This window comes from Pedobacter riviphilus (assembly GCF_014692875.1).
Classification (GTDB): Bacteria; Bacteroidota; Bacteroidia; order Sphingobacteriales; family Sphingobacteriaceae; genus Pedobacter; species Pedobacter riviphilus.
In genome coordinates, this window is record NZ_CP061171.1 from 4185902 (window position 1) to 4211494 (window position 25593).

At 39.3% G+C, this 25593-nt stretch carries 9 protein-coding genes; 2 read left to right on the forward strand and 7 right to left on the reverse strand.

What is annotated here, in order from left to right:
- The first annotated feature begins 344 nt into the window (after positions 1-344).
- Positions 345-1094 (forward strand): sensor histidine kinase, encoded by a 750-nt coding sequence (locus H9N25_RS17175; RefSeq protein ID WP_190326669.1) that lies wholly within the window; start codon positions 345-347, stop codon positions 1092-1094.
- Here H9N25_RS17175 and H9N25_RS17180 read toward each other — a convergent pair.
- The 5 genes from H9N25_RS17180 to H9N25_RS17200 form a co-directional block, all read right to left on the reverse strand.
- Entirely contained in the window at positions 1091-3889 is a 2799-nt protein-coding gene (locus tag H9N25_RS17180) for a lantibiotic dehydratase (RefSeq protein ID WP_190326670.1), read from the reverse strand. The genes H9N25_RS17175 and H9N25_RS17180 overlap by 4 nt on opposite strands.
- A gap of 268 nt (positions 3890-4157) precedes the next feature.
- Positions 4158-6158, reverse strand: coding sequence for an OmpA family protein (locus tag H9N25_RS17185; RefSeq protein ID WP_190326671.1), 2001 nt, complete (start codon positions 6156-6158; stop codon positions 4158-4160).
- A gap of 8 nt (positions 6159-6166) precedes the next feature.
- Positions 6167-7168, reverse strand: a complete 1002-nt coding sequence (locus H9N25_RS17190) for a PorP/SprF family type IX secretion system membrane protein (RefSeq protein ID WP_167297131.1) — start codon at positions 7166-7168, stop codon at positions 6167-6169.
- A 37-nt stretch (positions 7169-7205) separates the two neighbouring features.
- A complete protein-coding gene (locus H9N25_RS17195) occupies positions 7206-20321 on the reverse strand; it encodes an Ig-like domain-containing protein (RefSeq protein WP_190326672.1) in 13116 nt (4371 codons plus the stop codon).
- On the reverse strand, positions 20297-20662 hold the full coding sequence (locus tag H9N25_RS17200) for a hypothetical protein (RefSeq protein ID WP_190326673.1): 366 nt from the start codon (positions 20660-20662) through the stop codon (positions 20297-20299). Before H9N25_RS17200 ends, H9N25_RS17195 begins: the two co-directional genes overlap by 25 nt.
- Positions 20663-20901: 239 nt before the next feature.
- Here H9N25_RS17200 and H9N25_RS17205 point away from each other — a divergent pair, with 239 nt between their 5' ends.
- Complete coding sequence (locus H9N25_RS17205) at positions 20902-23493, forward strand: hypothetical protein (RefSeq protein WP_190326674.1); 2592 nt, start codon at positions 20902-20904, stop codon at positions 23491-23493.
- A gap of 478 nt (positions 23494-23971) precedes the next feature.
- Here H9N25_RS17205 and H9N25_RS17210 read toward each other — a convergent pair whose 3' ends face one another.
- Positions 23972-24811, reverse strand: coding sequence for an OmpA/MotB family protein (locus H9N25_RS17210; protein WP_190326675.1), 840 nt, complete (start codon positions 24809-24811; stop codon positions 23972-23974).
- Between the two features lie 107 nt (positions 24812-24918).
- On the reverse strand, positions 24919-25578 hold the full coding sequence (locus H9N25_RS17215) for a DUF2461 domain-containing protein (RefSeq protein ID WP_190326676.1): 660 nt from the start codon (positions 25576-25578) through the stop codon (positions 24919-24921).
- Between the last annotated feature and the right edge of the window lie 15 nt (positions 25579-25593).

The following is a 25593-nucleotide window of genomic DNA, read 5'->3' on the forward strand; positions in this document are numbered from 1 at the left end:
CATTGTATAAAAAATATAAACTCCACCTACTTATCTGGAGTATTTACATCATATATGAAGTATTTATTTTAGGTTATGCATCTAAACAATTCAAACCCCCAGGTATTTACCTTCTCATATATTTAACTAATATTTCTACTTTTTATCTCCATACATTTTTGCTCAAGAAAGTATTAAGTAAAAAGAATACCCCCCTCAGAATTGTAAACATTCTATTACTGATTGCAACAATGTTGGTAACCTATATTGCAGCAAGTTATGTACTCCTTCTATTATTTCAAAAAATTGGGGTCATAGAATTCGATATGGCAAATTTTGTCCCGAGTGATTTCATACTGTCTTGCATGTACAGATCCTTATATTTTATCGGCTTTGCAACGGGTTATGTATATCTAATCAAATCATTTCAAGACCAGAAGAAAGTAGAAGCATTAGAGCGGCAGAACCTGGTTACCCAAATAGAAAAACAGGCTTTAGAAAACGATCTGGTTCAATCGCAAAACAATTATCTGCGCAGCCAGATCAATCCACACTTTCTGTTTAATACTTTAAACTTTATTTATAACGATGCCCGCAAAAAGGCACCCATGGCAGCAGATGCAATTATGAATCTGGCTGAAATGATGCGTTATGCCCTAAAACGCCCTGAAGCATCAGAAATGGTTCCGCTAAGTGAAGAAATTGAGCAGATTGAGCACTTGATCAACCTCCATAAACTCCGAACGGCGAACAACATTAATCTGGAACTTGAAGTAACGGGCGATATGTTCGGATTAAGATTTCCACCGCTTATCTTACTAACTTTGGTTGAAAACATCTTTAAGCACGGAAATGTTTCGCACTCTACGCAACCGGCGTTTATTAAAATTGCTTACGAAAAAGACAAGCTTAATATCAGCACCATAAATATGATTAATGATAATAAAGGCAAACAAACTGAAAGCCATCATGTAGGGATTGATAATATTGGCAAGCGCCTTAATAGTTTTTATGGTAACGACTATATATTCAAATATTACAAAGATCCGCTTAACCGCTATATTACTGAAATAGAAGTAACTGTTGTTAATCCATTGGCCAGGTTAAACCGCTAAATTTTCGTTGCATTTTGACGCTGAATATCTTTTAACAGAAAATAGTACATTACCATTTCATGCGTCCGCTGGTCTTTGTTAAAGAGTCGGTTTACGTGCATATGTATTAAATCGGTTAATAGCTTTAGTGCGTTTTCTGGAGCGCATTGTTTAAGAATTTTGATAAACGAGGCTGAAAACAAGCTAAACCCCTGCTCCTGCTCTACAGTTAACGTTGCCCATTCTGTTTTTCGGAATTCCTGATAATGAATATTTAATTGTTTAAAGTCAGCTGGATCTAATCGATGCTCTTCATTAAAATTATCAGACATTAATCTCACGATCTTATTAACAGCCAGCTTATCTATAACGCCAGATCCGATAATCTTTGAAACCAAAAGACTACACAGCTTATATTTATTGAAATCGTCGGTCTGGGTTTCTAAAAGCGATAATACAAATTCACTATCTGTAGCAAAATGCTGTTCAACATCTTCGATCAAGTTGCTGCCATAACGCTCTAACTCGCGTTTATAGGTTTTAATCTGCACATCTGATACCAAACCTGAATTTAAAAACAATTCTAGCTCATTCATGAGTTCAGATATTAACAACTGCCCATCCCTTGGGTTGTTTAGCTGAACCCTAAACCGAATGTGGTTTCCATTTTCATTGTAACGGATAAAAAACCATGTTTTTACCTGATCTGTATGAGTGGTTAGAAAGGGTGCAATTACTTCTGTCAAAATCTGATCGCTCCGTTGCTGGTGACAATAAATTTCGAAATACAGCCATTCTTTACCTGGCAGGAAAGATCGCGTTACCCCGGTTTCTGTTGGTGTTTTAGCTAAACCGCGATAAATTTGTTCGTTATGACCGATGCTTAAAACAAACTGCGCTAAATAAGGCTTAGCTGTTTCATCAACTACGATACTATTTTGTGGCATTAACATCTCTTCAATGTAAGTATTGCCATGTTTTTGCACGTATTGGAGAAAAGCATTTATATCATCGTCGTTTTGTAGAGCAAAGCATAAAGTTTGATCGGACATACCTGCTTTAAAATATTCGCTAACGCCTAAATTGCTCAAATATGACCTACAGTCGACGACGGATAGTGACTTTTGATCGGCACCTAAAAGGGCTTCTTTTTTAACTCTCCATTTATTACTGCTTAAAACAATATTTTGATATTGTAACCTTGGATAATAGTCCAAATCAGGGAAAACAGTATCAAGTGGAAAGGAAAGATTTGTTTGTATGCCTTGATGTTGCAAATCGCAAAGTAACCTAAATACCGAAAGATCTGAACGGATGTAATTGTATGCAGAAGCCATTCTTGGCATCAACCGCTTATTTAAGTGCTTAGAGCGAAGAATAATCTCTGTGCCCCGAACTGAAATCTGTATATCATTTAAAGCAAGTGGCGATGCTGAGGTATCAAAATTTAAGACTGACAATTGATGCCCATAAATCAGTTTGCGCCTATTTACATTATCTACGTTCGCCTCTACCATATAGGCCACATCAAAAAACAGAACCTCTGGATTTGCTTGTTGTTCTGCCTCTGCAATATCTTTAGCATATTGTGCTACATCATCGGCTGCCATTGTAAACCTTCCGCTTAATGCATTTGATGTTGCTCCTCCGATCTGTTCGATAAAAATCAAATCGTCATGAACAGACATTACCATGCTAAATGAATTAGGTAAGGCGGCTAATTTCTGATTCGGCGTCAAGGTAAGTTTGTTCAGATAAACAGTTTTACCTTTTTCGAATTTTTGTTCCCTCAGGAAGGTTTTTAATGCCGTTTTAATATTTTCTGTCTCCGCTTTTTTAGGCGGCTTACTATTGAAGCGTGTGATAAACTCGCTGTTTTGACCGGCTTGTTCCAACTCATCATAGCCTATACCCATTTCTGGATCTAATGCCAATAGAAGTGGTACTTCCTGATCTTCAAATTTCTTCTTAAACCTAGCACTGAACTGGCTAAGGGCATCACGATCTTTCGCAGGCATTATAGCATGGAGTGTATTGATCAAGCCTGGAATAGCCTGAAGCGAGCGTTCATTAATATTACCTGATAAAACCGTGCGTTGCGCAATAAGATATTTTGGTAGCTCAGCGGTAACAGGGAGGCCTAAACGTTCAAAATAATCATCTCCTATAATATTGGGATCGTAGTTCGTAAAAACAAGCTGTAAATCGTGCATATCCTGTAGTAAACCAAACAGATTCTCGGTTTCAGCATCATTTAATTCTAATTGTTTTACCAGATCGTTAAGCCTAATCGGTTTTAAGCAGGCGGCTAATATTTGTTGTACAAAATCGTCTTGATCTAACTCGGCCAGTTCGAAAACACCATCGGTACAGGCTATATAACGGATACTATTGGGTGTTAAATAATAACTGCTATTACTAAATAAGAGACAGTTTTTTTGCAACAGATCTGCCAATGGCAATTGAATATTATTTTTATAAGGCCAATCAACCAGTTGGCGTACGCTTTGGGCTTCTTCAATTACTATCCTGCTTTCAGCTGGCTTAATGGCATTGTTTAACAAACTAAAACCAGCAAAGGTACCATAAGGGGTTGACCGAAATTTCGCACGGTTAAAATATTTCCAGATGGTAAAATAAACCTTAGGTGGAAGATCTTTGAGTTCGCTTGCCTTTACTTCTTTTATGGTTTCATAAAAAGCAGCGGAAGATATTGAAATGGCTAGCTTTAGTTCCTCCCAACAATCTACAAGTTCGGATTGATATGAAAATTTAGGTGTTCTAAAAATTACGGTTGGTTGGATATTCAGCTTCATTGCATTTATATGAGAAGCGAAAATTACAAAGATTAATTTAAAAAAATTATCAATTGGCAGTTTTCAGTTTTCAGCAGCCAATTTCATGCATGCAATGCTGCGGTGACCTGGGATTTGTAATCCGGTCTAAATGAACTAAGGGTTTTCAATCCTTTAATCGTAGATTAAAAATCCCCAGTATAATAGCTCGGGATTACAGACCTAACCAACATACAAAAAAAGCCATCTTCCTAAAAAGAAGATGGCTCACCGGGATGTTAATTGTATTTTATTTTTTGGTTACTTTAAATTCAGTTCTTCTATTTTTTGCTCTTCCTTCCGGATTATCTTTTTTCTTGCGTTTTACTATGATTTCGTTTGGTGCAATTGGCATCGATTCTCCATAACCTTTTGAAGTTAACCTGGCAGCAGCAATCCCTTTACTTTCTAAATAATCGGTACAAGATTTTGCTCTTCTGTTCGATAGATCTAAGTTATACTCATCTGTTCCGATGTTATCGGTATGAGAGCCCAATTCGATTTCCATTTCAGGATTATCTTCCATAATAGGGATCAGGAAGTCTAATACTTTTTTAGAAGGCTCGGTAAGTTCGGCACTATTAAATTCATAATAAACATTCTCTAAAGCTATTGGAATACCCAATTTGAAAGGACTTAAGCAATAATCTTTATAAATTAAGGTATCTGCTTTTGCCAGTTCTTCGTAAGGATAATTTTTGGTGATTGCGAAATAATTATCTTTTGCAAAAAGCAATTTGATCGGTCTTTTCGAATCTACTTTAAATCTGTAAATACCATCCGTACCTGTAGTCATTTTCTGTGTCCCTTCGGCATTAGTTAAAGTTACATCGGCACCTGCTAAAGGCAATTTAGTTTTACAATCTGTTAAAAGCCCTGCAATAGAAAGGTATTCTTTTTTCACCTCAAACAATTCTAAACAGCAAGATGATTCGCGATCAGAACTAATGTATCCTTTTGTTCCTTTATCATCAGTTGCAGTAAAGTAAAGATCATCTTTTGATGAGTTGAATGGATAACCCAGATTTTTAGGGCTAGACCAATTTACCAAATCGCCTTCTGACTCAAAGAAATCGAGGCCACCAAAACCTATTCTGCCATCGGTACTAAACAATAATTTTTTGGTTAGTGTATTGTAGTAAGGTGCACGCTCATCATCTTCGGTATTAATTGCTGGACCAAAATTTACCGCCTGACCTAATGAACCATCTTCCCGCACGGCACAATACCAAAGATCGTACTTACCATAACCACCGCTTCTATCAGAGGAGAAAAGCAGGAATTTACCATCGCTGGTTACAAATGGTTGAGTTGAATTAAAATCTTTACTATTTACCTGTAAACCAACAGGCTGTGGATCTGACCATTTATCGCCAGTTTTTTTAGAAGAATAAATGGCATATTTTTCTTTATTCTTCCAGGCCGTAAAGTAAGCTGTATTTCCATCTGGAGAAAAAGAAGCAGCAGCAACTTCCATACTTTTAGGGAAAATAATATCGATTTTTCTTACTGCAATATCAGCTGACGTTAGTTCGCCTTTGGCTACATAAATATTATTAATGAATGGATTGGTTTTAGTTGATACCTGAACTTCTCCTGCATCAGTTTTAACCATATCTTTTTTACTCCCTACAGCAATCGGACGAGATGAAGTAAAATACAACTCGTTGTTGATTTTAACAGGAGCATAGTTAGAGCCTAAACCATTTACATTACCAGGTACTTTTTTAACCTGCACCATACGTGGAAAACGCATTTCTTCGATCGCAAATTTGCACGACTCAATTTCTTTTTGCGCATCTTTAGCTAAAGCATCGCCTGGATTTCTCTGGATAAACTGCTGAAAAGCATCGATAGCCAGGTTAAATTTTTTATTTGCTCTTAAGCTTTCTCCGTAATAAAATAGCGCCTTTCTAAAACGTGTATTGGTAAAGGTGATCGCTATGCCATAATATTTTTCGGCTTCGTTAAATTCCCTATACAACCTACTAGATTCAGCAAGGTTATAAATCGATCCTTCATAATCGTCTATCACTTTATCATCAGTAGCTGATTTCCTTTCCATACCGTAAGGTAAAATGGCCTGGGTACTGTCTCCAGTAATTTTTAAGGCTTTTTTATAAAAAGTAGATGCTGCGTAGTAATCCTTATTTTCGAAATAAGTATCTGCTACTTTTTTATAATTCACCACATACTGTGCGTTTGCAAAACCGCCAAATGCCACTAACAAAAAGAGTAATATTTTTTTCATTTGATTAATTATAAACGTGGACAAAAGAAGTTTGGACCAATAAGACCGTTACGGCCAATTAAGGAAATCGAAAGCTCTAAACCACCGTTACTGTTAGAAGCGCGATTAAAAGTAGAGGTATTAATATCGTAACTTAATCCGAACACCATATTCTTTAACTGTAGGCCAACAAAGGCAATTGCAGCATCTTTATTACGGTAGTTACCACCAAACAAAATGTTGGCAGATGGATTAACGTTAAGCTGTGCATAAGCACCTAACGATAGCTCGTTTGTGTTACCCTGGTACATAAACAATGCATTGGGTACAATATCCAATAACTCCGAAGCCTTAATCCGCGCACCGCCATGTGCAGTAAAACGAACAGGGATACGTGAATTTGAACCAGAGAAACGATCCATAGGCCTGGTTAAATGCGCTGCACTTGCGCCTAAGAAAACATTTACGCTCTTATTGGGATTACCATCAAAAAACATGATACCGGCATTTACATCAGGAACCAAAGATGATTGAGATGAAACTGTTTCGCCGCTCATCATACCGCCATCATAACCTGAAATTGGATTAAACTGGTTACCAAACCTGGCCTGAGAGAAATCGAAACTACGGTTAATTATGCCGGCCTGTAAACCAAAGCTCACCATTTGCAAGCCTTCGGCACCAAACCTCAAACGGTACGAGCCCGATACGAGGGCAGACAGGTAGTTAAAATCTAACTCCCCTGCCCTTTGATTTAAAATGGTTGCACCAAATGCGAAGTTCTTTTTGGGAGCCATATCGAACGACGCTCCACCTGTTAAGAAAGAACTGTTTAACGCACTCCATTGCTGTTTAAAGTTTACAGTTGCACGGTAATCCCCGTCTATTACGCCTGTTAAGGCCGGGTTAAGATATAACGGGTTTGCATAATACTGCGAAAAATGCGGATCAGTTTGTGCAAAGGACTTAGCTGTACACAGCAGTAGCCCTAACACTGCAACATATATTTTTAAAGCCGATAGTATTTTCATGGTCTTTGATTTTATCTGTTTATTATTAATCCTCTTCTTATCTAATCAGCGTTACTGTGCCTTTTCTTAATGATGTTGTTCCATTTGTGAATGTAATATCAACCATGTACACATATACACCGATCGGTTGATTTACACCTTTAAAGGTTCCATCCCATCCATTTGCCACATTATCTGATTGGAATATCAATTGACCCCACTGCGTGTAAATACTCATTTTCGCACTTGATATGGTATTACCATAGATTAAGAAGGTATCATTCTTACCGTCGTTATTCGGTGTAAATGCATTTGGTATGTAAACCTGATCTCCAAAAGGATTAGCTGCTTTACCCGTTACCGGAGTAGAATTTGCGCTGGTTTGGCACTCAAGCTGTCCTCTGGCTCTTACAACAATGGTTACACTTTGATCTGGTTTCAAGCCTGTTGCTAAGTAGGTTGTTCCAGTTGATCCGCTTGTTGGATTGATCCAGGTTAAACCGTTGTCTAACGAAACTTCGTAAGCTGTAGCACCTGTAACCGCAGCCCATGCAAAGGTTACACTGTTTGGCGTTGTGCTTTGTACAACAACTACTGGTTTTTCTAATACTGGCAGTACATTAACTGTTACGCTTGCTCTTGTTGGACTTGCACAACCGCCCACTGCTATTGCCTCTACGTAATAGATTGTGGTAGCAGTTAAGTTTGGTGTAGTAAAGGTTATACCTTCTGCCAATACAGAACCACCAGAGCTTGCAGCATACCATCTGTAAACTAATCCTGTTACCGGATTATTAACCGTTAATATAGTTGAGCTACCTGAGCAAAGTGTTCCATTTGCTGCTGTTACCGATGCTGGCGCAACTGGTACTGGCAGTGCAATTACATTTACTGGTGTTCTGGATGATGAGATACAAGTTCCGTTTGCTCCTTCAACATAGTAAGTGATGTTTGCATTAACTGCAGGTGTTGTAAAGCTTACACCTGTTCCTGCTAACGTTCCACCTACTGCTGCAGTGTACCAATTGTATGTTACACCTGTTTGAGGACTTGTTACTGTTAATACAGCTGAACTTCCTGTACAAACATTAACAGATGTTGCTGCTACTGTTGGCACTGTAGGTTTCGCATTTACAGTTACTGTTACTTTAACACGACCACCGTTGTTGTTACAACCACCTGTTCCGATTGCTAAAATGTAGTAATCTGTTGAGGCACTTAAAGCAGTAGTATTATATGTTGTACCAGTGAATAATAAATTACCAGCAACTGCTGCATTGTACCATTCGTAGGTAACTCCAACCTGTGCATTAGTTACAGTTAGTGTAGCTCCATCGCCTGCACAAATACCACCATTCGGACCAGACACTACTGGATTGTTTGGTAATGCATTTACCGTAACGGCAACGGCCCTTGCTGTTGCAGCGCTATTTTCGCATTTGTTATCACCTTTAACTGTTACATAATAGGTTGCGTTTGCGGTTAATACAGGTGTAGTAAACACTGAACCAGTAAATACAACTGTATTTAAAGTAGCATCACTATACCAGGTAAATATTGGGTTGGTAACCGTTGTGCTTGTTGCTGCCAATGTTGCGGCTGTACTTGCACAAACTGAAGTTGATCCATTTACAGTAATATCTGACGCTACAGCACTTGGATTAACAGTAACCGTTACTGTTTTCGCATTAGCTGCAGTGTTTTCACACTTGTTGGTTCCTTTAACAGTTACATAATAAGTTTTAGTAGCTGTTAATATTGGTGTGGTAAATATTGGTCCGGTAAAGGCTACACTTGTTAATGAAGCATCGTTATACCAGGTAAATACCGGATTAGTTACGGTTGTTGAGCTTGCATTGATTACTGCAGTTCCAGAACCACACACCTTAGCTGGAGTAGATAATGTGATATCCGCTGCTGTTGCAACTGCATTTACATTAACGGTAACTACTTTAGCATTTGCAACAGAACTCTCACATCTGTTATCACCTTTTACAGTTAGGTAATATTTGGTGGTTGCAGTTAATGCTGGTGTGTTAAAGGTTGCTCCAGTAAATACAGGTGTTGTTAAAGCAGCATCACTGTACCAGGTAAATATTGGATTGGTTACGGTTGTGGTGCTGGCCACTAAGCTGGCCGATGATCCTGCACAAATGTTTGCATCTGCCGCTGTAACATCAGTTGCCGAAGCTACAGAGTTCACTACAATGTTAACAGATTTAGCTGTGGCAGCACTGCTTTCACATTTGTTATCGCCTTTTACAGTTACGTAATAAGTGGTGTTTGCTGTTAATGTTGGGGTGGTAAATACTGCACCAACAAAAGCTACATTGGTTAAGGTTGCATTGGTGTACCAGGTAAATACCGGGTTAGTAACTGTTGTGCTACTTGCCGTTAGTACAGCTGCAGATCCGCCGCAAATATTTGTTGATCCATTTACAACAATATCACTTGCAACTGCTATCGGGTTAACTTTAATGGTTACTGTTGCTGCATTTACCGCAGAGCTTTCGCATTTATTGGTTCCTTTAACAGTTACGTAATAAGTTGTAGTAGCTGTTAATACTGGTGTGGTAAATATTGGTCCGGTAAAGGCCACGCTGGTTAATGAAGCATCGTTATACCAGGTAAATACCGGATTAGTTACTGTTGTTGAGCTTGCATTGATTACAGCTGTACCCGATCCACACACCAGTGTTGGTGTAGATAAAGTAACATCTGCAGCTGTTGCACCCTGGTTCACATTAACCGTTACCACTTTAGCTGTAATACCCGAGTTTTCACATTTGTTATCGCCTTTAACCGTAACATAGTATTTAGTTGTTGCAGTTAATACAGGTGTAACGAATGATGTACCTACGTAAGTTACTGAAGTTAAAGCAGCATCATTGTACCAGGTAAATGTTGGATTAGTAACTGTTGTTGTACTTGCGACCAAGGTAGTACCAGATCCAGAGCAGATTGTTGCATCAGCAGCAGTTATGTCAGCAGCAGTAGAAACAGGGCTAACCGTTATGGTAATTGCCCTGGCAGTACCTGGTGCATTCTCACATTTATTATCTCCTTTTACGATTACATAATAAGTTGTGGTACTGGTTAAGGCCGGTGTAGTATATGTTGCGCCAATGAAACTTACATTGGTTAATGTCGCATCACTATACCAGGTAAATACTGGGTTGGTTACTGTTGAAGATGTTGCAGTTAATACTGCTGATGATCCTGCACAAGCAGTTGTGCTTCCGTTAAGAATAATATCAGTACTAGTTGCCAACGGATTAACAGTTACTGTTACCGCTTTGGCATCTGCAGCACTGTTTTCACATTTGTTGGCACCTTTAACACTTACATAATAAGTAGTGGTGGCAGTTAAACCAGTTACTGTGAAAGTTGGACCGGTAAATACCACACTTGTTAATGATGCATCGCTATACCAAGTAAATACCGGTTGAGTAACCGTAGTACTCGAAGCCATTAACATTACGGTAGAACCTGAACAAATTTGAGCATTGCTTACTGTAATATCTGCAGATGTTGCAAAATCTTTAACTGTTACCATAACAACCTTAGCATTTGCAGCTAAACTCTCACATTTATTATCACCTCTTACAGTTACATAATAAGTAGTGGTTGCGCTAAGTGCAGGCGTAGTAAAGCTAGCACCTACATGAGCAACTGTAGTTAAAGCAGCGTTGCTGTACCAGGTAAATACAGGGTTAATTACTGTTGTTGTTGACGCAGACAGTGTAGCTGTAGATCCTTTGCAAATAGAGGTAATACCATTAACGGCAATATCTGAATCAGTAGCAGCAGGATTAACCGTAATGGTAATCGATTTTGCACTTGCTGCCGTATTCTCACATTTATTATCGCCTTTAACAGTTACATAATAAGTGGTTGTTACATTAAGTGCAGGAGTAATAAAGTTGGCTCCTGTAAAAGCTACTGTAGTTAAAGCCGCATCGCTGTACCAGGTAAATACCGGGTTGGTTACGGTTGTACTTGTTGCATTTAAAGTAACAGAAGAGCCACCGCAAATAGTACTTGTTCCAGCTAAGTTAATATCAGCTGAGGTAGCAACCGGATTTACCGTTACAGTAACCTCTTTTGCATTACCTGCTGTATTTGCACATTTATTTGTTCCGCTAACGGTAACATAGTATTTGGTAGTTGCGGTAATGGCTGGTGTATTAAATACTGCACCAACAAAAGCAACTTGTGTTAAAGCAGCATCGCTGTACCAGGTAAATACCGGACTAGTTACTGTTGTACTGGCTGCCGTAAGTACTGCTGTACCTGAAGCACATAATGATGTTGTTCCAGTTACCGTTAAATCAGTTGCTAATGATGATGGATTAACAGTGATCGAAACTTTGGTACGTGTTGGGTTTGAACAACCTGTTCCACTTACCGCTTCAACGTAATAATCGTATGTTCCTGCTGCAAGTGATGCCGGCGTAGTAAAGCTACTATTGTTGGTTACCAACATGTTTCCGCCAGAGGCTGCATCGTACCAATTATAAGTGATACCTGCTACTGCCTGTACGCTTAAGGTAGCAGGTGAGCCTATACAAGTTGTAACCGGATTGGTTGTTGATGGAACCGGTACTACTGCTGGAGGTAAAATAGTTACCACTACTTTGGTTCCTAAAGTCTCACAACCATTAGCTGTTGCCGTTACCGAATATGTATAAGTGCCCGCTGTTAAAGCTGGATCTGTTGTGAAAGTTGCTCCATCTTTTCCTGCCTGATAAGTTGAGCCTAAGTACCATTTGTACACTACGCCCGCTTGTGGGTTCTGTACATTTAATGTTGCGGATGAACCTTGACAAGCACTTGCTGTAGCAGCTGTAACTGTTGGTGTGGTGATTACACGCTGTGCATAATCTAAATTAACAGATGTTAATGCCCCTAAAAGACCTGAGCTTAATCTCAATTCTGCTCCATCAAATTTACTGGTTGGAACGAAAGTTAATATAGCAGAAGTACCGCCAGATAATAATTTTAAGCTGATTAATGGGTTAGATATAGAAACCGCATCGTTATTGCTGGTCGTGCCTTGGAAAGTAGTTACCGTTAAATTGTTTAACACCCCTACCGAAAGCAGTACACCTGGGGTGGTAATTTTCACTCTTAGCGTATCGCCAACATTTGATAATCCTGTAAAACCAACCTGGTGATAAACAGATGCACCAAGTAATCCCACTGGGATAACCAAACTAGATCCTGTGTTGATATCGTTATCAACCGCAAAAGTTGGGTTGTAAACTCCGGCCAATACAGCTACTCCAGTTACGCCGCTCGCCACTGTTGTTGTAGCCGCTCCACAAGGTGTAGTTACTGGGGTACCGTTAGGAATTACCGTAACCGTTACGGTTGCCCTGCTTGTTGCAGTACACCCTCCCGGAACAGTTGCTTCTACATAATAAGTAGTAGTTGCGGTTAATTGTGGCGTTACATAAGTTTCGCCAGTAAATACCGGAGTTACTCCATTTGGAGTAGTGTACCAGTTAATGGTTGCACCAGCAGTACTTGATGTTGCTTTTAATACCGCAACAGAACCTTCACTAATGGTAATTGATGGTGGTGTAATAACCGGAACATCAATGGTTCCTAATATAATTTTGCCTTCTGTTCTGGTTGATGACGAACCACAGCCATTAACTGCTGCTACAAAATAACTGGTATTTGCAGTAATTAATGGTGTTGTAAAATTATCGCCTGTAAATACTAAGTTCCCACCTGTTGCAGCATCGTACCAGTTATAAGTTGTACCCACAATTGGGTTTTTAACCTGGAAAGTAACAGATGTATTCGGACAAGTATTAACAGATGCTGATAATAGATCTGGTGCTACCGGTGCTGGGTTTGTAGTTACATTAACTACTGTTTTATAGCTCACACAACCAGTTGCAGAAACTGCGGCAACATAGAATTTAGTATCGCCTGTTAATACTGGTGTGGTAAATATGATACCGTCTTTACCGGTTAAATAAGTGCCTGTAGCATCGTACCATCTGTAAGTTAAACTTGCCGATGGATTACTTACTTCAAGTTGGGCAGTCTGGCCTACACACGCTGTAACATTTGCTGATACTACAGATGGTGCCACCAAAATACGTTGTGCGTAATTTAAGTTGATCGATGTTAAAGCACCCAATAAACCAGAATTTAACCTTACTTCTACCCCATCGAAAACATTCGTTGGTACAAAAGTGATCAGCGCCTGGGTATTACCGCTTAATAATTGAATATTGATTAAGTTATCATTTAACAATCTCGAATCACCATTGCTATTGGTTCCAACATAAGTAGTAATTGAAGCGTTTCCTAATAATGAAAGTGATAACAGTTTTCCTGGCGACGAGACTAAAACACGTACGGTATCGCCAACTTTAGATAATGAACCAAAACCAACCCTCTGATAAACAGATGCACCAAGCGCTCCAACTGGCATTACCAATGAAGATGCAGTTTGTGTATCGTTGTCAATAGCTAATGTTGGGTTAAATACGCCTGATAATAAAGCTACACCTGTAACACCATTAACTTGTGTTGTTGCCGCCTCGCATGGTACAGGATTTGGAGATCCATTTCCATCAACTGTGATGGTAACCTGAACTCGGCTTGCTGAAGTACAACCATTAGTAGAAACAGACTCTACATAATAAGTTGTAGTAGCCAAAAGTGGCGGTGTAACATAAGTAGCACCTACATAAACAGGAGTAGTTGATGTGTTAGAAGTATACCAATTGAAAGTATTGGTTGGATCTGCTGAACTAGCTGTTAAAATTGCAGTTTGTCCTGCACTTACTGTTGATGAACTTGCAGTTACTACAGGTAAAACCGGACGAGGATTTACAGATACTGCCGCAGCAGCACGTGCAGTACTTGTACAATTTCCTTGAGAGGCTTCTACATAATAAGTAGTAGCTGCCGTTAATGCTGGTGTTGGGAATACTGCGCCTGTGAAAACCAGGTTTCCACCTACTGCAGCATCATACCATTTATAAGTTACTGCAGCATCTGGATTAGCAACCGATAAAGTTGCTGATGATCCCTCGCAAACATTGGCAATTGTTGCCAATACCGGCGTTGGTAATGCAGGGGTAACCGTTACTGTTACCGGAACTCTTGTTGTATTCGGGCAACCCGCTTTGCTTACCTGAATATAATAAGTTGTAGTAGCTGTTAAAGCTGGTGTAGTAAATGTTTCGCCAGCGGCCAATTGCGTACCACCTGTTGCTGCATCGTACCAGGCCAATGTTGTACTGCCGTTTGCAGTTGCGGTTAACGTTGCCGTGCTTCCTGCACAAATAGTCTGAGAACCAGCAGTTACTGTTGGGTTAGGATAAATTACGGTTGCGCCATAAACGTCCAAGCTGGTTAAAACTGTAGCTAATGCGCCGAAACTAACCTGTACCCTATCGTATGCACCACCTGCCAATATAGTTGCAGTGAAACGGTTACCTGATAACAACCGCAGATTTAATAGTCCGCCGTTTAACTGTACTGTTTTTACAACTGTAGTACCGTTTAATACAGTAACTGTTACATTGTTTAATAAACCAACATCTGCTAAACCCGTTGGTAATGCTAAGTCTAAACGAAGACTATCTGTAGCTGTTCCAGCAGTAGGGAAAATTAATTGTTGGTAACCCGATCCGCCTACACCTACTGCAAGAGATATTCTTGTAAAGTTAGAAGGATCAGCATCGGTAGAATTTCCTGCGCCAGTTATACCGCACAATAAACAAATTCCGTTTATACCAGAGTTTTGCGAGTTAGCAGCGTTACATGCCGTACCACCACCATTATTTAATACAGTTACGGTTACTGGTACACGGCTTGCACTTTTACAACCGCTTGCATTTGTAGTTTCTACATAATAAGTTGTAGTAGCCGATAATGTTGGGGTAGTAAATGAAGTTCCTGCCCCTACCTGTGTTCCACCTGTAGCCGCATCGTACCATTGAATGGTATTTCCAGCATCAGCCGTTGCCAATAAAGTGGTAGACTGTCCGGCGTTAATTACCTGGCTGTTGGTGGTTACCGTGGCTGCTGTTGCTGGTGGGTTAACCGAAACATTAACTGCAGTTCTTGAACTTACAGCCGTTCCCGATACCGCTTCAACATAAAATACTGTTGGAGCAGTTACAGCAGGCGTTACAAAAACACCTGTATTATTCGTAGCCAATGGTGTACTTCCGGTAGAAGCATACCAATTATACGTTACACCAGCTTGCAAATTGCTAACGCTTAATGTAGCTGGGCTTCCAGAACATACCGTAGCTGCCGCAACCACTGGTGCATCAACCGTTACAGTTAAATTATAAGCTGTTGTTGCTTTATTTCCGTTTGCATCTGTTGCAGTTAAAGAGATGGTAAAAGTTCCACCTAAAGTTGGTGTTCCTGTAATTTCTCTTGTTGCCGTATTAAAACTCAATCCTGGAGGAAGGTTTGTAGCTAAATAAGTGTATGGCGCTGTTCCACCCGTTACCGCTGGCAAAGTTTGCGTTGGGTAAGGTGTACCTACAGTGCCGTTTGGTAAAGTTGCACCAGGTAATGATAATACCCCTATCACTTTAAGGGCATAAGTGTTACTTGCTGTTCTGCCCTCACTATCAGTTGCAGTTACACCAATAGAATAATTACCGGCCTGCGTAGGTGTGCCCGAAATTCCCCTTGTTGCCGGATCAAAAGTTAGTCCCGCAGGAAGATTAGTTGCTACATAAGTATATGGGCCAACACCACCAGTTGCCGAAGGCAAAATTTGAGTGGCGTAAACTGTTCCTTCTGTTCCATCTGGCAAGCTTGCTGCTGGTAACAATAAAGGATCAACCACTACAATTGTATAGTTATTAGTTGCTGTTTTTCCGTCAGCATCAGTAACCGTAACCGGTACAGTAAATGTTCCAGCTTGTGTTGGTGTACCTGAAATTGCTCTTGTAGCCGGATCAAAAGTTAATCCTGGAGGAAGACCAGTTGCAGCATAAGTATAAGGTGTTGATCCGCCTGTTGCAGAAGGAATAGTTTGTGTAGGATAAACAGTTCCTGTAGTTCCATTAGCTAAAGTTGCCGCTGGTAAAACCAAAGGATCGGTTACTTTAAGTGTATAGTTAGCTGTAATGGTATTGCCATTAGCGTCTGTTACGGTTACCGGAATAGTAAAGGTTCCGATTTGTGTTGGCGTACCAGTGATTTCTCTTGTTGCAGGATTAAAGGTTAATCCTGGAGGAATACCTGTAGCCGAATAAGTATATGGACCTGTTCCACCTGTTGCAGCTGGAATTCCGTTTGTAGTATAAGGAGTGCCTGTTACACCGTTAGGCAATGCACCAGGTGCTAAAGCTAAAGCAGGCGTTACGGTTAATGTAAAAGTTGAAGTTGTACTACAGCCTTTAGTATCGGTTGCCACAACATCGAACGTTGGGCTACCAGTTGCAGTTGGTGTTCCGCTTACCAAACCACTTGATGATAAAGTTAAACCAGCTGGTAAAGTACTACCAGCGGCTAAAGCATAAGTATAACCTGGTGTACCTCCAGTAGCTACAGGAAGCTGTTTGCTATAAGGAGATGCAATGGTTGCATTGGTTAAAGTTGTTCCTGCAAATACAATTACCGGGTTAACGGTAATAACCACCGGAACCCTTGTTGTATTTGAACAAGTTCCCTTAGTTACCTGAACATAATAAGTTGTTGTTGTTGTTAATGCCGGAGTAGTGAAGTTTGCTCCTGTACCCACCTGTGTTCCACCTGTTGGTGCATCGAACCAGGTTAAGGTTGTACCACCATTTGCGGTTGCACTTAATGTTGCTGTACTGCCTGCACAAATAGATTGGGCACCAGCAATAAATGTTGGATTAGGATAAACTACGGTTGCACCATAAATATCTAAGCTAGTTAAAGCAGAAACTAATGCGCCAAAGCTAACCTGAACCCTATCGTATGCACCACCTGCTAAAACAGTTGCAGCAAAACGGTTACCCGATAAAAGTTGAAGATTTAATAATCCACCGTTCAATTGTACTGTTCTTACTACTGTAGTACCATTTAATACGGTTACGGTTACATTGTTTAAAAGACCAACATCAGCTAAACCAGTTGGTAAAGCTAAATCTAAACGGATGCTATCAGTTGCAACACCTGTAGATGGGAAAATTAATTGTTGGTAACCTGTTGCTGCAACACCTACAGCTAGAGAAATTCTGGTGAAGTTGTTCGCATCAGCATCAGTTGAGTTACCTGCACCATTTATACCGCATAATAAACAGATACCATTAATACCTGTATTCTGGCTATTAGCTGCATTACAAGCGGTTGCTCCTCCACCGTTAATTACGGTTACAGTTACAGGAACGCGACTTGCGCTTTTACAGCCATTGCTGCTTGTAGTTTCTATATAGTAAATTTTGGTTGCTGTTAAAGCTGGTGTAGTAAATGATGTTCCTGTCCCAACTTGTGTTCCAGCTGTTGCGGCATCAAACCAGGCAATGGTATTTCCAGCATCAGCGGTTGCAGTTAATGTTGTGCTTTGTCCGGAATTAATTACCTGGTTGTTGGTTGTAACCGTAGCTAAAGTTGCAGGCGGGTTAACCGAAACACTAACCGATGTTCTCGAACTAATTGCTGTTCCAGAAACAGCCTCAACATAAAACACCGTTGCCGAATTTACAGCAGGTGTTACAAAAGTACCGTTGTTACCGGTTGCTAATGGGGTGCTTCCTGTTGATGCATACCAGTTATAAGTTACACCAGCCTGAAGATTGCTTACTGTTAAAGTAGCTGTGCTTCCTGTACATACTGTAGCTGAAGCCACAACCGGGGCATTAACCGTTACAGTTATTGCATAAGTGGTAGTAGCTTTATTATTGTTAGCATCTGTAGCTGTTACAGAAACATTATAGGTACCACCTTGTGTTGGTGTTCCGGTAATTTCTCTTGTAGTTGGATTAAACGATAATCCCGGAGGAAGATTCGTAGCGGCATAAGTATATGGAGACGTTCCGCCAGTTACCGCAGGTAAAGTTTGTACCGGATAAGCAGTACCAACAATTCCGTTAGGTAAAGTTTTGGTTGGCAAGGTTAGCGTACCATTTACTTTAATTGGATAAGTGTTGCTTGCTGTTTTACCTTGACTATCGGTAACCGTAACATTTATCGAATAATTACCTGCCTGAGTTGGTGTACCAGTAACTTCTCTTGTTGTTGGATTAAATGATAATCCTGCAGGAAGGTCAGTAGCTACATAAGTATAAGGGCCAACACCGCCTGTTGCAGCTGGTAGAACTTGTGTAGCGTAGGCCACGTTTTCAGTTCCATCTGGCAAAGTTGCCGCTGGCAATACCAAAGGGTTATTTATAGTGATGCTATAATTTGTAGTTGCCGTTTTTCCATCAGCATCTGTAACCGTAACTGGTACGGTATAAGTTCCCGGTGTTGTTGGTGTACCAGTAATGGCTCTGGTTGACGGATTAAATGTTAAACCCGGAGGAAGACCTGTTGCAGAATAAGTATAAGGTGTTGTTCCACCGGTTGCACTAGGAATAATCTGCGTTGGATAAGCTGTTCCTGTAGTACCATCAGCCAGGGTGGCAGTTGGTAACAATAAAGGATCAGTAATTTTTATAGTATAATTTGAAGTAATGGTATTACCGTTTGCATCAACAACAGTAACTGGTATAGTATATATTCCAGGTTGCGTTGGTGTTCCGGTAATTTCTCTTGTTGTTGGATTAAAGGTTAAGCCTGGAGGAACACCGGTTGCAGTATAAGTATACGGCCCAGTTCCACCAGTTGCTGCTGGAATAGTCTGTGTTGGATAAACCGTTCCTGTTAAACCATCAGGAAGTGTACCTGGCGTAAGCACCAATGAAGCTGTTACCGTTAAACTATAAGTTGCAGTTGCCTTACAACCTTTACTATCAGTGGCTACAACATCGAATGTTGAATTACCAGTTACAGTTGGTGTTCCGGTAATTGCACCGGCTGATGATAAAGTTAAACCTGCTGGTAAGGTACTGCCCGCAGCCAAAGCATAAGTATAACCAGCCGTTCCACCTGTGGCTACATCCAATTGTTTAGAGTAGGCAAAACCTGGTGTGGCGTTAGGCAATGTTGCACCGTTAAAAATAATTTGTGGGTTAACTGTAATTACAACAGGAACCCTTGCCGATTCTGCCGTACAGCCTAATCTTCTCGCAGAAACATAATAAGTTTTAGTTGCGGTTAATGCTGGCGTAGTATAGGTACCATTGTAGGCAACCGTTTGTAGTGCTGTGCCACCTTCTACTGCATCGTACCAAATAAGCTCGTTGGTATTGGGCGTAGTTGCGTTTAGAGCTACTGTACTATTATAACATGCAGCAATTGCAGTGTTTGCTGGTGTTGGCCTGCCTGCTGAGCGGGTTACACCATAAACATTAATGGTTTGTGTGAGGTTTAAAGTAAGTACCGAACCGAGGGTAACCTTAACGCGATCGAAAGGTACACCCGGAGAAAATGGTATCGATGCGGCCTGTCCGCTATTTAATAAGCCGAGTAAATCTAAATTTAACAAGTTTGATACCGATGAGGTGTAAACCTGGGTGCCGCCGTTATAAGCTGTTACCGAAATATTTTGTAAAACACCAGCGGTTAAAAGTGCTGGAGTAGAACTCAGTCTTAGGTTGAAATCATCACCGGCATTTGATGGTGTTGTAAAATAAAAATTTTGGCTAATGGACGAAGTCACGCCAAGTATACCTAAACTTAGTTGAGAATAATTATTTGGATCTGCATCAATAGCTCTTTCACTATTGGTTACGCCCGAACTGCCCAATTGCAATGCATCGAGTGTAATACCTGTGCCCTCATAACCTGTAGTAAATGCCTGCGCACAAGGATCAGTTCCTGAAGTATAAAATGAATAATAAACCTTTGTACTATTAGCAACTGAAAGCAAAAGCGCATTGGTTACATCTTTTATAAACACCCTATCGTAAGCCTGTGTAGGGGTTATTGCAATGTAAAAGAAACCATTTGCATCTTTTACTAGTCGTAAATTATCTGAAGAAAATCCGTCTACACTATTTCCGCCTGTTGGGGGTACTGCAGTAGCACCGTTTCTGGCTCCAACCTGGAACGAATGGTTTCCAAGAACTACGGTTCCGCCTACATTAGCCAATAAAGTACCCAAACTCCCCCCAGTAACCTGTTTAGGATATCTCCGTCAAAATCTATCCTGATATAGGAGGTAACTCCCGCAGCAACTGAAGCCGGATATTTTAATTCCAACTCACCACTAAACGACCCTATACCAACAGCAATTCCACCATACGAATTAACTGTAGCAAAGCTATTGTTGTTTAATGTTGCATTTGTTGCATTATCAACATGATCTGATTTAGTAACAGTATTTGCAAAAATTTTAGTTTGCGCATACGATTTAGCGGAGAAGAGCGTTAATACAATGATGATTGCAATACAAGCATTGCGAATTATCCCTATTCGGGACGAGGAAGTATGAGTTTTCATCATGTCAGGCGTTATTTAGGAGACTTACTATGTGTAATGCTGCTGTGGTAAATGTTTTTCAGGGGCATTATATAATTATGACAAATCTAAATCTAGATTAGCATCCTATCCTATCCATTACTATTCATTTTTATGCAATTCATTTCATTCATTTTATTCATACAGGGCTTTCTTCATGAATAGATTTCCTCAATTGTGAAATTATGATGACATTAGCGCTAGTCATCCCCATCTGTTAATTAATGAATGCTAACGATCTCCTTATCGAACTCAGGAAGTTTGTCCTCATAAAATCTGGTTTGAGAAATATCGACCCTGCTCATTGTAAGATTATTTCTGAATATGTATTTCAAGAAACCAAAAATTATGTAAGTGAAACAACTATCAAACGATTCTTTGGCTTTGCGAACACTTTACATAAATTCTCTTTATTTACTTTAAATAGCCTATCACAATATATAGGTTATAACGATTGGGACTCATTTTGTAAAGACAAAGAAAATCAGACAATCTCTGTTCAAAGTATCTGGCAGGATTTAAAGCTAAAAGCGCATGCCATTACAGAAGTATCGTTAATTGCCAGTAAAAATAATTCGGGCGTTCCGTTTAATGCTACCGCCAACAGAAGTTTTTTTTACCCTGATTTTGATTATTTCCTAAAAAACAATTATCAGTTTACAACTATAAGCGCACAGCCCGGCCAGGGGAAATCGATATTACTGGCACATATGGTAGAGTATTTTTTCTTTTCAGAAAATGCCCTCTACAAAAACGATATAGTTTTATTGATTAACTCTACCAGTATCAATACCATTATCCAAAATGGAAATACTTTAAAAGACTGGTTTTTAAAAGAATTTAAATTCGGAAGCCTTACCGAGTTAATCAGTTTTTTTAAAAAAAATCCCGAAAAGAGAGAAGGGCGTTTTATTGTTATTGTTGATGGTATTGATGAACATTTAGCAAGAAGTAATTATTTTAAAACTTTTATCGACTTTTTATATAGCATAGAAGAAAACAATTTTGTTAAGCTTGTATTTGGATTGCGGACTGATAGCTGGATCAATCTTCAGCCTGCTATTTATGGTTCTGCATCTTTAACTAAAGCCTGGTATACGGGCTTGTTTTATGATGAAGAAACCCTAAGTAATGTACCATCCCTAAATGTTGATGAGGTACTCTATACCTTAAGCCATATAGAAAATAAAATTATCAACCGGACAGATGTAAGTCCGCCGCTGTTAACCCAGTTTAAAACACCATTCTGGTTACAGGTTTATTTCAAGCTCAAAGATGAGCACCACCATCTTGAGCTGAATAATCCCCTGTTATGTTATGAATTAATTAGCTATTTCTTAGAAAGGCGCGTATTTCTGGCAAAAAAAAGCACCGAGAAAATATTCCTCCTCAAAAAAATAAGCGATTGCATTTCAGAAGGAAACAAAAAATTAAGGGTTTCTAAAGAAAAAATTCTGAGCTATATCAATTGCTATCCCGATGCATACGAAGAACTTTTACATGCAGGTATTATCATCGAAGAAAAAAGGTTAAGTACAACCATTCCTACAGAAATTGTCCGTTTTTTAAACGACGATATTTATACCTATTTCCTATTTATACAGATCACCGATAAATTTGAATATAGACCCTGTAAATCATTTTTCGAACACATCTTAAACAGTTTCCCTGGTCAAACCTCCCGAAGAGATCATATTCTTAACTGGTCGATCAGATTCTGCATCAACCGGAACGAAATTGCTGCTTTAAAAAACATTTTCAGACTGCCATTTTCCAACCGTGAAAAAAACAGTGCTTTCGATTTTATCTGTTATGTATCGAAATACGAGCTGGGCAAACCCAATTCCAACTTCAATAAATTGAGCATCGGTATAGATTTTATCGATATTATGGCTACAGGGCGAACCATGAGCAGCCTATATAAAGAAACCATCAAAACCATATCTGAGAATGTACTAAATGAAGACGTTCAAATTATGCTGCACGTAATTGAATGTAATGTTAATCTTATTGACGTAGATAAAGTGGCTTTAGCCAATACCATGCAGCTGTTAAAGAGAAATTATAAAAGATTAAACGAACTGTTTCCTATTAACCCTTACGATTTACTCCTTTATTTTCACAATAACCTGATTAACAAACCTAACGAGAGCAAAAGCCTTGAAGATAAAATAATAAAACTCTGCCAGGAGATTGATCGGAGTAAACCACAGAAAAACGAAGAAATCACGTCAGCCGAAATACTCTCTTACAGATTGGTACTGATTACTTTATTTTCTCAAAAAAATTACGCAGAATGCCATCGTTTTATTATGGCTATACTGACTAAATACCCCAATATCTTTTACGTAAGACATTCGGTTTTCTCTCCTTTTTTGTTGCTTCATTTAGGTCAAACCTACATCAAACTCAATTATTTTAAAAAGGCGCAGCGCATTATACAATTCGTAGATAAAATCATCAGCAGCGATTATACCTATTATACCAATTTTATATCAGCTAGCTTTAGTATTTTTAAAGCCAACTTTTACAATGCCACAAATAATTACGAACAGGCGCTTATAGAAACCAATATTGGTTTGGATATTACTAAAAAGAATGATTTTAAGATATTCGAAATAGCCTTATTATTAAGTAAGATCGATACCCTAAAACATACCGAAGAATCGGAAGAAGTATCAAACGTGATTAAAGAACTGCTAAACTTTTTAACAGTGCATAAACTTTCTATGCCCGATTATTCTAACCTAAGCAGCCATGAGTTCGAGCATACCTTTAAGATTTTAAAATCTTATCGCCGGCATCAAAACCTGTAAAAAAGAGTTTGTATTTTTAAATTCGATTCGTCTTGGTTACATTAAGCCATTTTTAGGATTTGCCAAGTGCAGAAACCTTTGTTCCTAAACCCGATTGCAATGGAAAGCCCGCAGCGCAGCGAGGACTTGTAATGAAAAGCGGGACCAACGGCCTCGAAGAACCACAGGCCGCTCATTTCCAAATTTCACGCTTTTACGCTTCGCTGCCTCATTGCTGCAGGGTAATGCCGCAACTGCCCGCCGGCAAGGGGCTAGGTGGCTACAGCTTATTTCATTTTTAGGGCTTGCCAGGTGCAGAAACCCTTGTTCCTAAACCCGATTGGAACGGATGCCGATTTTCCATCAAAATTGGCAGAAGGGAAAGCGGGACTGAAACTGCCAAGAACTGCTGCACTTTCATTTTCTAACCATAAAAAAATTATCCTTAAAATGTCTTGAATTTCGGTTGGTGAGACACCAACCGATAGCGTATTATATCTTATTTAATCAGGTTATAAAGCTCATCTAGCTTAGGCGAAAGTACAATCTCTATCCTTCTGTTTTTGCTTCTTCCGTCTGCATTTGCGTTGGTACCCAAGGGTTGAAATTCTCCTTTGCCTGTAGCCGTCATCCTTACACTTTCTACCTTCTCATTCTCTGTTAAATAACGTACAACCGAAGTAGCCCTTAACACACTTAAATCCCAGTTATCTTTAATCTGCCCCAGGTTATTTATTTTCTGGTTATCGGTATGGCCCTCAACAGCAATATTAATTTCAGGCTGCTGTTTTAGTACGTTTGCCAATTGGGTAAGGGCCTGTTTTCCTTTTTCATCAATAATAATACTTCCTGAAGGGAATAACAGTTTATCGGTTAGCGAAACATAAACCTTACCATTTTTAATTTCTACGGTTAAACCACTTTTGGTAAAGCCCAATAAGGCCTGTTGTAGTTTTTCTTTGAGTGAGTTGGTGGCTTCATCGCGTTTGCGCAGCACCTCTTCTACTTCTTTTAAACGTTTCTCGCGGGCAGCTAAATCGCCTGATAATTTGGTGATCTCACTTGAAGAATTGTTTTTAAGTTTTTTGTAATTTGCATCAACGGTATTGTAGCTATTTTGCAGATCGCGAAGCTCTTCTGCCATTAATGTGGTATCTTTTTTAAGTTTACTGGCCTCCTTTTCTAGGTTTTCAATCTTAATTAAGCCTTCGTTAAAAGCAGTATACAGCGAATCTTTAGTGCCCAATAAAGCTTTGTATTTTTTAGGCGAAAGAACAACACAAGAGCTAATTGAAGAGATAAACAAGAGAAGCGCAAATGCAAAAAAGGTATTTTTCATATTTATTGTCAAGATTTGAGTATCAAGTATCAAGACCGTTATAGTCTGAACATTGACTATCGGTTATTGATTATTTTGGGTATTGGTCATTGAAAATTAACAGTTGGTTATTGCTCAATGGCATTCCGTAAAAATGCAACTAAAGGTTGTACTGTTTTAAAAGAACTTATCAACTTATTAACGAGGTTTGGTTTTAAAAATTCTTCATCGTCGATTTTTGTAGTAGCCTCGAAGCTTTTCAACTTTAAAAATTTGATGTTTGGATCAGCCGGATCATAACCTTTAGGTGCATTTTTAAGTGCGTTATCAACACCTAATTTAAAGTTTTTCTTAAAATCCTTCCCGTTGATAATTTCTTTAAAATCGCCTATATTATAATCAATCTCTTGTCTGATCAATTTTAAATGCGGTGCATCCGGCATCCAATATCCGCCGGCAATAAAGCTTTTCTCTGGTTGAATATGCAGATAATAACCAGGCTCGTTTCCTCCTTTTTTAGTAGAGAACCATATACCGAAATTATTTTTATAAGGGTCTTTGTTTTTACTGAAGCGCACATCGCGATAAATGCGTAAAAGACACTTTTTTGGATCCATTTCTGCCGGGAGCATTGGGTCTACCTTAGCTAACTCTGGGATAATACGGGCTACAAGTTCAAGTACATCAGCCTTTGCATTTTCATAAACTTCTTTGTTGGCGGCAAACCATTCGCGGTTGTTATTTTCGGCAACGTTTTTTATAAAATTTAAGGTTTCTTTTTTTAACATATCCTGAGGTTCATT

Excerpts from the sequence above, each read along its gene's own strand:
- H9N25_RS17180 (WP_190326670.1), bottom strand. The coding sequence starts at position 3,889 with ATGAAGCTGAATATCCAACCAACCGTAATTTTTAGAACACCTAAATTT.
- H9N25_RS17190 (WP_167297131.1), bottom strand. The coding sequence starts at position 7,168 with ATGAAAATACTATCGGCTTTAAAAATATATGTTGCAGTGTTAGGGCTA.
- H9N25_RS17175 (WP_190326669.1), top strand. The coding sequence starts at position 345 with ATGTACAGATCCTTATATTTTATCGGCTTTGCAACGGGTTATGTATAT.
- H9N25_RS17205 (WP_190326674.1), top strand. The coding sequence starts at position 20,902 with ATGAATGCTAACGATCTCCTTATCGAACTCAGGAAGTTTGTCCTCATA.
- H9N25_RS17200 (WP_190326673.1), bottom strand. The coding sequence starts at position 20,662 with ATGATGAAAACTCATACTTCCTCGTCCCGAATAGGGATAATTCGCAAT.
- H9N25_RS17210 (WP_190326675.1), bottom strand. The coding sequence starts at position 24,811 with ATGAAAAATACCTTTTTTGCATTTGCGCTTCTCTTGTTTATCTCTTCA.
- H9N25_RS17185 (WP_190326671.1), bottom strand. The coding sequence starts at position 6,158 with ATGAAAAAAATATTACTCTTTTTGTTAGTGGCATTTGGCGGTTTTGCA.
- H9N25_RS17215 (WP_190326676.1), bottom strand. The coding sequence starts at position 25,578 with ATGTTAAAAAAAGAAACCTTAAATTTTATAAAAAACGTTGCCGAAAAT.